This is a genomic window from Halomonas zincidurans B6, assembly GCF_000731955.1.
In the GTDB taxonomy this organism is placed as follows: Bacteria; Pseudomonadota; Gammaproteobacteria; order Pseudomonadales; family Halomonadaceae; genus Modicisalibacter; species Modicisalibacter zincidurans.
Window position 1 is genome coordinate 1,395,646 of sequence record NZ_JNCK01000001.1, and the last position, 12,954, is coordinate 1,408,599.

10 protein-coding genes and 1 pseudogene are annotated in these 12,954 nt (G+C 65.3%); 3 read left to right on the plus strand and 8 right to left on the minus strand.

Annotation, left to right across the window (positions count from 1 at the left end; genetic code table 11):
- The first annotated feature begins 113 nt into the window (after positions 1–113).
- Positions 114–2,261, plus strand: coding sequence for an FAD-dependent oxidoreductase (locus tag HALZIN_RS0106550; protein WP_031383431.1), 2,148 nt, complete (start codon positions 114–116; stop codon positions 2,259–2,261).
- A gap of 36 nt (positions 2,262–2,297) precedes the next feature.
- On the opposite strand, the gene gcvP is transcribed toward HALZIN_RS0106550, so the two are convergent.
- Together gcvP and gcvH are read right to left on the minus strand one after the other, a co-directional pair.
- The gene (gene gcvP / locus HALZIN_RS0106555) at positions 2,298–5,192 is read right to left on the minus strand and encodes an aminomethyl-transferring glycine dehydrogenase (RefSeq protein ID WP_031383432.1); all 2,895 of its coding nucleotides are present in this window, start codon (positions 5,190–5,192) and stop codon (positions 2,298–2,300) included.
- 95 nt (positions 5,193–5,287) lie between these two features.
- Positions 5,288–5,692, minus strand: coding sequence for a glycine cleavage system protein GcvH (gene gcvH / locus HALZIN_RS0106560; protein WP_031383433.1), 405 nt, complete (start codon positions 5,690–5,692; stop codon positions 5,288–5,290).
- A 527-nt stretch (positions 5,693–6,219) separates the two neighbouring features.
- Between gcvH and HALZIN_RS0106565 the strand changes: the two genes are divergently transcribed.
- Complete coding sequence (locus HALZIN_RS0106565) at positions 6,220–7,599, plus strand: alanine/glycine:cation symporter family protein (RefSeq protein WP_031383434.1); 1,380 nt, start codon at positions 6,220–6,222, stop codon at positions 7,597–7,599.
- 31 nt (positions 7,600–7,630) lie between these two features.
- A pseudogene (gene gcvT, locus HALZIN_RS16780) lies at positions 7,631–8,739 on the plus strand (glycine cleavage system aminomethyltransferase GcvT).
- Between the two features lie 78 nt (positions 8,740–8,817).
- On the opposite strand, the gene HALZIN_RS0106575 reads toward gcvT, so the two are convergent.
- From HALZIN_RS0106575 to HALZIN_RS0106595, 6 genes are all read right to left on the minus strand, one after another.
- Positions 8,818–9,453, minus strand: coding sequence for an alpha-ketoglutarate-dependent dioxygenase AlkB family protein (locus HALZIN_RS0106575; protein WP_031383435.1), 636 nt, complete (start codon positions 9,451–9,453; stop codon positions 8,818–8,820).
- Positions 9,454–9,505: 52 nt separating this feature from the next.
- Positions 9,506–10,057, minus strand: coding sequence for a phosphatase PAP2 family protein (locus tag HALZIN_RS0106580; protein ID WP_031383436.1), 552 nt, complete (start codon positions 10,055–10,057; stop codon positions 9,506–9,508).
- Positions 10,029–10,556 carry a glycosyltransferase gene (locus tag HALZIN_RS18345; RefSeq protein WP_236255009.1) on the minus strand — a complete coding sequence of 176 codons (528 nt, stop codon included), beginning with the start codon at positions 10,554–10,556 and terminating at the stop codon, positions 10,029–10,031. The genes HALZIN_RS0106580 and HALZIN_RS18345 overlap by 29 nt, the downstream gene beginning before the upstream one ends.
- The gene (locus HALZIN_RS18350) at positions 10,441–11,043 is read right to left on the minus strand and encodes a glycosyltransferase (protein ID WP_236254968.1); all 603 of its coding nucleotides are present in this window, start codon (positions 11,041–11,043) and stop codon (positions 10,441–10,443) included. Before HALZIN_RS18350 ends, HALZIN_RS18345 begins: the two co-directional genes overlap by 116 nt.
- A gap of 89 nt (positions 11,044–11,132) precedes the next feature.
- Positions 11,133–11,912 (minus strand): LysM peptidoglycan-binding domain-containing protein, encoded by a 780-nt coding sequence (locus HALZIN_RS0106590; protein ID WP_031383437.1) that lies wholly within the window; start codon positions 11,910–11,912, stop codon positions 11,133–11,135.
- 49 nt (positions 11,913–11,961) lie between these two features.
- A complete protein-coding gene (locus HALZIN_RS0106595) occupies positions 11,962–12,834 on the minus strand; it encodes an acetyltransferase (RefSeq protein ID WP_031383438.1) in 873 nt (290 codons plus the stop codon).
- Between the last annotated feature and the right edge of the window lie 120 nt (positions 12,835–12,954).

Below are 12,954 nucleotides of genomic sequence, written 5' to 3' on the forward strand. Positions count from 1 at the left end.
ACATATGAACGCGTCGCCATCCGGGCTGCTTGGCCGAGTGACTGAAGCATGCGGGTATCGCGTCACCGGCGACGTCGATACCCATCGACCAGCGTGGGCACAGGGGAAATGGATTGAAACGTTATCGCGTGGTGATTCTGGGCATGGTGCTGGTGGCGATCATGGCCTTCTTCGCGGGAGGCTTCGACGATTACCTGACGCTCGAGTCCATCAAGTCGCTGCAAGGGCGGTTCGATCAATGGTTCGCCGATGCGCCCTGGCTGGTCGCCGGCGGCTTCTTCCTCGTCTATGTGCTGATCGCCGCGTTTTCGCTGCCCGGTGCTACGCTGCTGACGCTGCTGGGTGGGGCATTGTTCGGCCTGGGCTGGGGGTTTTTGATCATCTCCTTCGCCAGCACGATCGGCGCCACCTTGGCCTTCCTGGTTTCCCGTACGCTGTTCAGGGAAACCGTGGAGCGTCGTTTTTCGCGCCATCTGAAGACGATCAACCGCGGTGTCGAACGCGACGGCGCGCTGTATCTGTTCAGCCTGCGGCTGGTACCGATCTTCCCGTTCTTCGTCGTCAACCTGGCGATGGGCCTGACTCGGCTGCGTACCTCGGTGTTCTATGTCGCCAGCCAGATCGGCATGATTCCCGGCACGCTGGTCTACGTGAACGCCGGCCAGCAACTCGGCGAACTGCAATCGCTGGGTGGCGTCGTGTCGCCGTCGTTGCTGCTGTCATTCGCCCTGTTGGGCGTCTTCCCGCTGATCGCGCGTAGGCTCGTCGACGGGCTGCAACGCCGCAAGCGTTACCGGGGACATACCAAGCCTCGGCGCTTCGATTACGACATTCTGGTGATCGGCGGCGGCTCGGCGGGGCTGGTGACCAGTTACATCGCCAGCGCAGTGCGAGCCAAGGTCGCGCTCGTCGAACGCGACGCCATGGGAGGCGACTGTCTCAATACCGGCTGCGTGCCCTCCAAGGCGCTGATTCGCGCCGCGCGGGCTGCCCAGAACGTGCGCGACGCCGAGCGAATGGGCGTTCACGCGGGGCCTTCGCGTATCGACTTCGGCGAGGTCATGAATCACGTGCGGCGCGTCATCGAGGAGGTGGCGCCCCATGACAGCGAGGAGCGCTATAGCGGGCTGGGCGTCGAGGTGAAGCGCGGCACGGCGCGGCTGCGTTCGCCGTGGACGGTCGATGTCGACGGCCAGCCGCTGACGGCTCGGCATATCGTCATCGCCACTGGCGCCACGCCCATGGTGCCGCCGATTCCAGGCATCGAGCAGGTCGACGTGCTGACCTCCGAGAACCTGTGGACGCTGACCGAGCAGCCGCGTCGTCTGGTGGTGCTGGGCGGTGGCGCGATCGGCTGCGAGCTCGGCCAGAGCTTCGCCCGCCTGGGCAGCCAGGTCACGCTGGTCGAGGGCGCCGAGCAGCTGCTGGGGCGCGAGGACGACGAGGTCGGCGAATTCGTCGCCGGCCTGCTCACCGAGGAGGGCCTCGAGGTCATGACCGGCACCCGGGCGCTGGCGGTGACGGTCGAGAACGGCGAGCACCGGCTCCTCGTCGAGGCGGCCGACGGTGGCCAGGCGCGTATCCCCTTCGACCGCCTGCTGGTCAGCGTCGGTCGTCAGGCCAACGTCGACGGGCTCGGGCTGGAAGCGCTGGGGGTCGCCACTCGCGACAACGGCACTCTGGAGGTCAACGAGCAGCTACAGACCAAGCTGCCCAACATCTGGGCCTGCGGCGATGTCGCCGGCCCCTATCAGTTGACCCACGCCGCCGCGCACCAGGCCTGGCATGTCGCCGTCAACGCCCTGTTCGGCGAGTTCAAGCGCTTCAAGGTCGACTACCGCATCATGCCCGCGGTGACCTACCTGCAACCCGAAGTGGCGCGGGTGGGGCTCAACGAGCGCGAGGCCAAGGTGCAGGGCATCGCTTACGAGGTCACCCGCTATGCCATGGCCGAGAGCGACCGGGCGATCGCCGAGCGCGCCACCGCCGGTTTCGTCAAGATCCTCACCGTGCCCGGCAAGGATCGCATCCTCGGCGCCACCCTGGTCGGCGAAAACGCCGGGGAATGGCTGGCGGAGCTGACGCTGGCGATGAAGCACAACCTCGGGCTCAACAAGCTGCTCGGCACGATTCACCCTTACCCGACCCTCTCGGAAGCCGTCAAAGGCACTGCCGGCGTGTGGAAGAACGCCCACAAGCCCGAGCGCCTGCTCGGCTGGCTGGCGCGCTATTTCCGGTGGCGACGGGGAGGGCGTCGCTGACATCGCCCTGGCACCGGTTCGTTGAGTCAGATGCCGTCAGTCGCGGTATTCGTCGATGCTCGGGCACGAGCAGATCAGGTTGCGATCACCGAACACGTTGTCGACGCGATTGACCGCCGGCCAGATTTTTCCGGTCTTGGTGGCCTGCGACGGGAACGCCGCCAGCTCGCGGGAATAGGCATGCGGCCACTCGGCGTCGCGCAGATCGGCCATGGTGTGCGGGGCATTGACCAGCGGGTTGTCCGCGAGGCTCCATTCGCCGTCCTCGACTCGTCTTATTTCCTCGCGAATCGCGATCATCGCCTCGCAGAAGCGCTCGATTTCGTAGCGCGATTCCGACTCGGTGGGCTCGATCATCAACGTGCCGGGCACCGGGAACGACATGGTCGGCGCATGGAAGCCGTAGTCCATCAGGCGCTTGGCGATGTCTTCCTCGCTGATCCCCGAACTCGTCTTGAGCGGGCGAGTGTCGATGATGCACTCGTGGGCCACCATGCCGTTGGCGCCGCGATAGAGCACCGGATAGTGCTCGGCGAGACGCCGGGCGATGTAGTTGGCATTGAGGATCGCCAGCTCGGTCGCCTCGCGCAGCCCGCGTGCGCCCATCATCTTGATGTAGGCCCACGAGATCGGCAGGATCGAGGCGCTGCCGTAGGCCGCCGCCGAGACCGCGCCGCACGCCTCGCGCACCCCGGCGATCGGCGTGACCACGTGGTTGGACACGAATGGCGCAAGATGCGCCTTGACGCCGATCGGTCCCATGCCCGGGCCGCCGCCGCCGTGCGGGATGCAGAACGTCTTGTGCAGGTTAAGGTGCGAGACATCGCCGCCGAAATCGCCGGGGCGGCACAGCCCCACCTGGGCGTTCATGTTGGCGCCGTCGATATATACCTGGCCGCCATGCTCGTGCACGATCCGGCACACCTCGCGCACCGTCTCCTCAAACACGCCGTGGGTGGAGGGGTAGGTGATCATGATCGCCGAGAGCGTGTCGCTGTGCTGTTCGGCCTTGGCGCGCAGGTCAACGACGTCGATGTTGCCGCTGTCGTCGCACTCGACCACCACCACTTTCATCTGCGCCATCGCCGCCGAGGCGGGATTGGTGCCGTGCGCCGAGCTCGGGATCAGGCAGATATCGCGATGGCCCTCGCCGATGTCGGCCTGGTAGCGGCGGATCGCCACCAGCCCCGCGTATTCGCCCTGGGCGCCGGAGTTGGGCTGCATGGAGATGTGATCGTAACCGGTGATCTCGACCAGAAACGCCGCCAGTTCATCGATCATCTGCTTGTAGCCGACGGTCTGATCGTTGGGCGCGAAGGGGTGGGTCTGAGCGAACTCCGGCCAGGTGATCGGGATCATCTCGCTGGTGGCGTTGAGCTTCATGGTGCACGAGCCCAGCGGAATCATCGCGTGGGTCAGCGACAGGTCGCGATTCTCCAGGCGCTTGAGATAGCGCAGCATCTCGGTCTCGCTGCGGTAGCGATTGAAGTTGGGGTGCGTAAGATATTCGCTCTCGCGGTGATAGCCCGTCGGAATGCCGTCGCGGCCCTCGGCGACGAGCGCCTCGTCGAGTGCGCTGACCGACAGTTCGTGCTCCTCGCCGAGCAGCACGTCGAACAGCACCGCGACATCGGCAGGGGTGGTGGTCTCGTCGAGGCTGACGCCGACCCGGCCGTCGTCATGCAGGCGCAGGTTGATCTCGTGAGTCAGCGCGCGGCCGTGGATCTTGCCGACATCGACGCCGGTGAGCGTCAGGGTGTCGAACCAGCTGTCGTGTTCGAGGCTCACGCCCTTGCGCGCGAGGCCCTCGGCGAGAATACAGGTCAGCCGATGGATGCGCGTGGCGATGGTGCGCAGGCCCTCGGCGCCGTGATAGACGGCGTAGAAGCCGGCGATGTTGGCCAGCAGGGCCTGGGCGGTGCAGATGTTGGAGGTCGCCTTCTCGCGGCGGATATGCTGCTCGCGGGTCTGCATGGCCATGCGCAGGGCGGTATTGCCGCGGCTGTCCCTGGACACGCCGATGATGCGTCCCGGGATCGAGCGCTTGTGCTTGTCGGTGGTGGCGAAGAAGGCCGCATGCGGGCCGCCGAAACCCATCGGCACGCCGAAGCGCTGCGAGTTGCCGAGCACGATATCGGCGCCCAGCGCGCCGGGTTCCTTGAGCAGCGCCAGGCTCATCAGGTCGGCGGCCACGCAGGCCATCGCCTGGTTGTCCTTGGCGGCACCGATCAGCGTCGCCAGGTCGTGTACGCGGCCGCCATCGCCGGGATACTGGAACAGCGCGCCGAAGACCTCATGCTCGGCGACCGCCTCGGCACGATCGACGATGAGTTCGATGCCCAGGTAGGTGGCGCGGGTGCGCAACACGTCGAGCGTTTGCGCAAAGACGTCGTCGGCGACGAAGAAGCGCTCGCTCTTGACCTTCCTGTTGGCCCGCCGGCACAGCGCCATGGCCTCGGCGGCGGCGGTGGCCTCATCGAGCAGCGAAGCGTTGGCCAGGTCCATGCCGGTGAGATCCATGACCATCTGCTGGAAATTGAGCAGTCCCTCCAGACGACCCTGGGCGATCTCCGGCTGGTAGGGCGTATAGGCGGTATACCAGCCCGGGTTCTCGAGCACGTTGCGCACGATCACCGCCGGGGTGTGGGTGTTGTAATAGCCCTGGCCGATGTAGGTCTTGAAGACCTTGTTCTGGCGGGCCAGGCGCTTCAGGTAATCCAGCGCTTCCGCCTCGCCGCGCGGGGCTTCGAGGGCGAGTTCGCGGTCGAGCCGAATGCCCGCGGGAATGGTCTTGTCGATCAGCGCGGCCATGTCGGCGACATCGAGCGCGGCGAGCATGGCATGCGCATCGTCGGCATCGGGGCCGTTGTGACGTTGAACGAAGGCATCATGACTGACCAGCTCGGCCAGGCGACGGTTGTCTGTAGACATGCAGCACCCTGAAGGAAAGAGGGGCGGTCAGGCCCGGGAAAAGACGTCATCAAACGAATGATGGAAGGGCGGGCGCGCTGCCCGCCCCGTCGAATTCACGCTTCTGCGTCGACGATGGCGGCATAGGCGTCGGCATCGAGCAAGTCATCGAGCAAGTCATCGAGCGCGTCGCTGTCGCCGGTTTTGAGGGTAAGCAGCCAGCCATCCTCGTAGGGCGAGCTATTGACCGTTTCCGGCGCGTCCTCGAGCGCTTCGTTGATGGCGACGATTTCTCCATCCAGCGGCGCGTACAGATCCGAGGCGGCCTTGACCGACTCGATCACGCCAAACTCCTCGCCCTTGTCGAGCGCGCGCCCCACTTCGGGCAGCTCGACGAAGACCACGTCGCCCAGCGCCTCCTGGGCATGGTCGGTGATCCCGATGGTCAACGTGCCGTCGCCATTGTCGAGGACCCACTCGTGGCTTTCGGTGTAGCGCAGGTTTGCGGGAATGTTGCTCATGAGGTTTTCCTATACGAAAAGAAGTTTTCTTATCGGGGAATCGTATCGCGAAAAGCATCGGTTGGCGAGCCTTTGGCCGCCAACGCAGGGCCTGGCAAGACGCTTCCGAGAGGCTATGACCTGACCGTCAGAGTAAGGGTGGGCAGATTTGCCGGGCAAGTCCAGTCAGTGTGCAGCAGACCTTGCCGCATCCAGGCCCCATGGGTGCGTACGCAGCGTGAAAAGGGCATGTTCGGAGCGTGGCGCTCGCAACGGCGACGCGGGTGAAGTCGAGTCCTTGTGATTCGCGCTGACGCTCGGTAATGTTGTCGCGTTTCCTAAAAGAAACAATTATCCGGATCCCACGTGCCACCTTTGCTCCGTGGGACTCTGTATTATTGATGCAAACCAGCAGAAAGTCGGGTTTTCCAACTTGAATTTGGCGTCATAATAGCGAATTCCGCCGGGTGCTTGCTTGCTTACGCTCGTCGCGAGCCCACACTCGGCTTGATAATTGCCAAGACAACAACCGCTAGGGGAGAACGGACGTGGATGCATTGACCAACTTTTTTTCAGCCGTCGAGGGCGTGGTATGGGGGCCTTTGATGCTGGTCCTGCTGCTGGGGGTAGGCCTCTATCTGCAGTTGGGCCTGAAGATCATGCCCCTTCGCAAGCTGGGGACGGGCTTCAAGCTGCTCTGGCAGGGGCGGACCACCGCCGAGGGCGACGAGAAGGAGGGGGAGGTCTCGCCCTTCAACGCCTTGATGACCTCGCTGTCGGCGACCATCGGCACCGGCAATATCGCCGGCGTGGCCACCGCGATCTTCCTGGGTGGCCCGGGCGCGGTGTTCTGGATGTGGATCACCGCCCTGGTGGGCATGGCCACCAAGTTCTCCGAGGCGGTCCTGGCGGTGCGCTATCGCGAGGTCGACGAGGCGGGCGATCATGTCGGCGGCCCGATGTACTACATCCGCAATGGCCTGGGCAGAAAGTGGGCCTGGCTGGGCGGGCTGTTTGCATTTTTCGGCGCGGTGGCGGCCTTCGGTATCGGTAACACCGTGCAGTCGAACTCGGTTGCCGATGGCCTCAGCGAATCGCTGGGCATGCCGCACTGGCTGACCGGGGTAGTGATCATGGTGCTGGCCGGCGCGGTGATCCTCGGCGGCATCAAGCGCATCGCCAAGGTCGCCGGCAAGCTGGTACCGATCATGGCCATCGCCTATATCGTCTGTGGCCTGCTGGTGGTGATCATCAACGCCGATCAGATTGGCGCGGCGCTGGGGCTGATCTTCAAGTATGCCTTCACGCCGGTGTCCGCTGCCGGTGGCTTTGCCGGCGCCGCGGTGGCCAAGGCGATCCAGTATGGCGTGGCGCGGGGAGTATTCTCCAACGAGGCGGGGCTCGGCAGCGCGCCGATCGCCCATGCCGCGGCGCAGACCAAGAATCCGGTTCGCCAGGGCCTGGTGGCGATGCTCGGCACCTTCATCGATACCATCGTGGTGTGTTCGGTGACGGCGCTGGCGATCCTGACCAGCGCCGAGTGGACTTCCGGCGAGACCGGCGCCGCGCTGACGGGCATCGCGTTCGACGGCTCGCTGCCGGGGGTCGGCCAATACGTGGTGTCCTTCGCGCTGGCGGTGTTCGCCTTCACGACTATCCTCGGCTGGGCCTTCTATGGCGAGAAATGCTGTGAATACCTGTTCGGCGTCGCCTCGATCAAGGTCTATCGGGTGATCTACATTCTGGCGATTTTCGCCGGCGCCGTCGCCCCGCTCGAGTTCGTGTGGCTGATGGCGAGTGTCTTCAACGCGCTGATGGCGATACCCAACCTGATCGCTCTGGCGCTGCTGTCTCCGGTGGTCTTCAAGCTGTCGCGGGACTACTTTGCCGGCAAGACGGTGCTGCCCGGCGAAGACCTCGGTCGCTGAGACCGCCCAACAACCTGACCCTGGAGCAATCATGACCGATCTGCGCACGACCCCGCTATACGACCTGCACCTCGAACTGGGTGGCAAGATGGTGGAATTCGCCGGCTACCGGATGCCGGTGCAATATCCCTTGGGGGTCAAGAAGGAGCACGAGCACACCCGCGCGGCCTGTGGGCTGTTCGATGTGTCGCACATGGGTCAGGTTGTGGTGCACGGGCCGCATCCGGCGCAGGCCCTGGAGAGCCTGGTCTGTGCGGATATCGTCGGGCTGGCACAAGGCACTCAGCGCTATGCGCTGTTCACGGGGACCGGGGGCGGCATCCTCGACGACCTGATGGTGGTCAACGCCGGCGACGGCCAGCTTTACCTGGTGGTCAACGCCGCCTGCAAGGCCCAGGACATCGCCCACCTGCGCACCGGCCTGGGTGGCGACTATCGGATCGAGGAGCTCGACCGCGGCCTGCTCGCCCTTCAGGGGCCGCAGGCCGCCGCCGTGATGCGCAGGCTTTGCCCCGCGGCTTTTTGACTGTGCAGCACGAGCGTTTCGCGATCGACGCCATCCCGGTATGGATCAGCCGCAGTGGCTATACCGGCGAGGACGGCTTCGAAATCTCGGTGCCCACCGAGGACGCCGAGCGTCTGGCGCGGATGTTGCTGGCGCAACCCGAGGTCGAGGTGATCGGCCTGGGCGCGCGCGACTCGCTGCGCCTCGAGGCGGGGCTGTGTCTGTACGGCCACGATATCGATCAGACCACCACGCCGATCGAGGCCAACCTGATCTGGGCGGTCGGCAAGCCCCGGCGTATCGGCGGCGAGCGCGAGGCGGGCTTTCTGGGCGCGGACGTGATTCTGCATCAATTGCAGGCCCGCGATCACCGGCGCAAGCGTGTCGGCCTGCTCGGTGAAGGGCGGGCACCGGTCCGCGAGGGTGCGGAGCTGTTCGACGCCGATGGCCACTCGATCGGTCAAGTGACCTCGGGCGGTTTCGGCCCGACGCTGGGCAGGCCGGTGGCGATGGGCTATGTCGCCAGCGAATCCGCCGAGATCGATAACGTGGTCTATGCCGAAGTGCGCGGCAAGCGCCTGGCGATGACGATCAGCAAGATGCCCTTCGTCACGCCGGGCTATCATCGCGGCTGAAAGGCGTTATAGTAGACTTCTTATACCGTTATCTTGTTCAAAGGCCCCCCAATCGGGTGGCCTTTTTTTTCCAGTCGTTCAAGTCGACGGCGGGGTGCCGGGTCCATGTACCTGACGAAAGGTCAGGCTGAGACGGACCCCGGGAATCGCCCGCGGCAGCAGCGCATGCTGGAGAACGCGCTGACAGCCGCGCCCCATGAGCAGCAGGCTGGCGTGGGGAAGCCAGACATTGAAGGCCTGGCGCGGTTCATGGCGATGGCGAAAGCGCAGCGGCCGTTCGGCGCCCAGGCTCAGCGCGGCGACCAGCGGCGCTGAGCCGAGTTCGGGTTCGTCGTCGCTGTGCCAGCCCATGCGCTCGTCACCGCTGGCGTAGCGGTTGATCAGCACGCTGTTGAAGCGCACGTCGGGGTCGTGTTCGGCGACCCGCGACTGGACGCGATCGCCCAGCTCGCGCACCGCCGGATGCCAGGCCTCGGGTTGGAAATCCCGCTGTGAATAGCGGTAGCTGGCCTCGGGATCGCCCATCCACACCTGGCTGCGCGGTATGGGACGGCGCCGCCCGTAGAGCGTCAGCTCGGGGCGCTGCCACTCAAGCTCGCGCTCGAGGCGTGCCAGCAGGGCATCGGCCCGCTCGGCATCCAGGCAGTGGCGATAAAGCAGTAGCGGAGGCCGGGATAGCAAGACTTCCCAGCCTGACGTGGCGATGAACGGCATGCTTTAAGCGTGTCACGCGCATTCGGCGTTGGCTAGCCGAAAGCGGGCCTGTCTACAGAGGCGTCGCCGGCCACAGCCACAGGCTGGTCTCGGCGATCAGGTAGCCGAGCAGGGCGCCGGCCGCGACATCGCTGAGATAGTGCAACCCCAGCACCACCCGCGACATTGCGATCAGCACCGCCAAGGGCGCGATCACCGCGAGTAGCCAGGGCGCGCTATCGGCGGTCAGCGTGGTGAACGCCACCGCGTGCATGGTATGCCCGCTGGGGAAGCTGTATCTATCCATCGGCGGCATGGTGCAGGCGATCTGCTTGAAGGTGATAAACGGTCTTTCGCGACACAGCCGGGTCTTGACCAGCCGATAGATCAGCGCCGCGACGCCGGCGGTCAGCGCGAATTGCAGGGTTAGCCACCAACCGCGGATACCGTGGAGCAGCGCCTGAGAGGCGATCAGCACGGCCCAGATCGGCCAGTCGCCCAGTCGGCTGGCGATGCGCATCGTCAGCAGCAGCGGCCAGTGGCGGCTATAGCCGGCCAGGCGGTGGCAAGTCTGCCATTCGAGCAGATCGAGTCGTTCAAATGCCTGCAGAGTACGGTTTTCCATGTGCCGTCTCCTGAACCTGTAGCAGGGTGGCGAGAAAGTCATCGGCAACCCGTGACCAGGCCTGCCGCTCGACCCGTTGGCGAGCGGCGCGTCCCAGCCACGCGGTCTGGGCGGAATTGCGACACAGCGCCGCGGCATGGGCGACGAAGGCGGCGCTATCGTGGAAGTCGGCCTTGAGGCCATTGCGATCGTGGTCGATCAGCATGGCGGCGGCCGCGTAATCGAAGGCTACGATGCCCAGGCCGCTGGCCATGGCTTCGGCGACCACGTTGCCGTAGGTCTCCGAGCGCGAGGGGAAGACGAACAGATCGGCGCTGGCGTAATGGCGAGCCAGCGACTCGTTGTCGATGAAACCGGTGAAGATTGTGCCGGGCAGGCGCTTCTCAAGTGCTGCCCGCTGAGGCCCATCGCCGACCACCAGCGGTTGAAGATCGGGCTGCACGGCCTGCATCGCCGTGAAGGTCTCGACCAGCAGATCGAGGTTCTTTTCCTGGGCGATCCGGCCGACATGCAACGCCACCGGTCGGCACCAGCGTGGCCTGGCTGCGGTTGTGAAAATAGCGCAGCGTGGCGCGTATCGGCGCTTCGAGCCAGCACAGGCCATAGTCGCCGGCGTAGTGATCGAAGTTGGTGTGAAAGCCGCTGACGGCGGGGATGCCCAGCCGCCTGGCGAGGTTGAGTGCCGCCCAGCCCAGCGGGCCTTCGGTGGCGATATAAATGGCGTCGGGAGGGGCTTCTCGCCACAGCCGGGTCAGCGCCTTGCGCGCCGGCATGCCGAGGCGCACGTCGGGGTAGGTCGGGGCGCGAAATCCGGTGACCTGCAGCTCGTGCTCCATGCCCGCCGCATTGCCGGGTTGGAAGGGGCGGGGGCGGATCAGTTGCAGCGTCACACCGCGCTGGATCAGTGCCTGGCTGAGTTGATGGAGTGTATGAGCGACCCCATTGATGTCGGGGGCCCAGGTTTCGCTGACCATGGCGAGGCGCATGCGGTATCCCTCGTCGTGCTGAACGTCGTCAGCATCGCAAACGGCAATGACAGCCGTGCGACAAGGGCGTTAAGAGTCAGTGACGCGGCTCAGCGCAGCACCTTGCGAGGGTCGATGGGCTTGCCGCCGTAACGCACGTCGAACAGCAGATCGTAGCGGCCGGTGGTGGCGTTGCGGCTGACCGTGCACAGCGGCGTGCCGGCCTTGACCGACTGGCCTTCCTTGACCTTGAGTTCGCCGCACAGGGCGTAGACGCTCTGCAGATTGCCGGGGTGATGTACGATCACCACCCGGCCGAGCTGGCGCATGGAGTTGGCGAAGCTGACCTCGCCATCGGCGACCGCCTGCGCCTGCTTGCCCTGCTGGGTGGCCAGCAGCATGGGCTGAAGGGTGCCGCGCGAATCGGGTCCGAAACCGCGCACCAGGCGATAATCGTCGAGCGGCCAGGGCCAGTTCTTTTGCTGCTTGGGCAACGGGCCGGGGTCGGGCAGGCTGGCGGTGCGGGTCGAGGCGGGTTTCGCGGGCCGGGGGCGACTGGCGGTGCTCCCGGCGGACGGGCCCGACAGGGGAACCTTGATGAGTTGGCCAACCCTGAGCTGGCCAGGGGACAGTCGTGGGTTGGCGGCCTGAATGCGCGCCGCTGTCGTGTCGAAAAGCCGCGCCACTTCGGTATACGTATCGCCGGGCCGTATCTGATAGCGATACGGCCCGCCACCCGGGGCGCGCTCGCGTTGCGTGGGGATCAGGATGCGCTGGCCGACCCGCAACTGGCGGGCCTTGACGCCGGGATTGAAGCGTTGCAGGCGCAACAGCGGGACATCGGCGCGGCGCGCCAGTTCGCCGAGCGTATCGCCGGGGCGAATGCTCACCCAGTTACCGGCGAGCGGCCCCCCGCGCTCAGCACAAGCAGAAGCAGGATCAGCGCAGCGAGTCGAGTCTGGCGTCCTTTTCCTGCCACAGAGCGTTGAGCCATTGCTGAAAGCGTTCCTTGTAGTGCGGGTCCTGATGGTAATCGCCACCGAGCATCCATGTCGGCAACTCGATATGACGGGCGTAAAGCGTCATCGGTCCTTCGCGACCGCAGAGAAAGTCCCAGAAGTTGGGGCGCTTCCGGGCATAGCTCAGGGTCACGTCGAGGACCCCGTTGAGTCGCGTACCTAGCAGGTTGATGACCTGGGCGCTACCGCCGGCCTTGGGGCGCAGCAGGTGGCGATAGGGGCTATCCTGCGCGCGTTGCTTGGCGGACGTGAAGCGCGTGCCTTCGACGAAGTTGTAGATGGCCACCGGCATCTGCTGGGCGTGTTCGCAGAGCCGCTTGGTAGCCCGCCGGTCTCGTTCGGCCAGAGCCGGGTTGCGGGCCAGCTGGTGGCGCTTGTAGCGGCGCATGAAGGGGAATTCCAGTGCCCAGAAGGCGATGCCGACGATCGGCACCCAGATCAGCTCGCGCTTGATGAAGAAGCGCGGCATGGGAATCCGCCGATGCAGCGCCATCTGCAGCACGAAGATATCGGTCCAGCTGCGGTGATTGGCGATCACCAGCCACCATTGGTGAGGAGACAGCCCCTCGGGAACGTGGATGTCGAGGAGCGGACGAATCCAGCGTCGCATCCACCACAGGTTGGTGCCCAGCCAGGCCAGCGCAACCTGATTGAGCCCGCCGAGCACGTGCAGGCGCAGGCGGCGGGTCGGGGTGATCAGCTTGAGCGTTGTCAGGATTAGCAGTGGAACGCCCCAGAACAGCGTGCAGAAAATCAGCAGTAGCAGGCTGACGAGCCCCTTCAGGGTCGACATGCCATTCTCCATCAGTGACTTGGCGGTCATGCTACTGCAAGCGCGAGAAGCTGCCCAGCCTTGCGCCACTCACGCTGGCCAATGCTTGGCGCCGGCGTGAGTGGCATATTGCCCAGCCAA

Excerpts from the sequence above, each read along its gene's own strand:
- HALZIN_RS0106580 (WP_031383436.1), bottom strand. The coding sequence starts at position 10,057 with ATGGAAAACCGTACTCTGCAGGCATTTGAACGACTCGATCTGCTCGAA.
- gcvH (WP_031383433.1), bottom strand. The coding sequence starts at position 5,692 with ATGAGCAACATTCCCGCAAACCTGCGCTACACCGAAAGCCACGAGTGG.
- HALZIN_RS18350 (WP_236254968.1), bottom strand. The coding sequence starts at position 11,043 with ATGCGCCTCGCCATGGTCAGCGAAACCTGGGCCCCCGACATCAATGGG.
- gcvP (WP_031383432.1), bottom strand. The coding sequence starts at position 5,192 with ATGTCTACAGACAACCGTCGCCTGGCCGAGCTGGTCAGTCATGATGCC.
- HALZIN_RS0106595 (WP_031383438.1), bottom strand. The coding sequence starts at position 12,834 with ATGTCGACCCTGAAGGGGCTCGTCAGCCTGCTACTGCTGATTTTCTGC.
- HALZIN_RS0106575 (WP_031383435.1), bottom strand. The coding sequence starts at position 9,453 with ATGCCGTTCATCGCCACGTCAGGCTGGGAAGTCTTGCTATCCCGGCCT.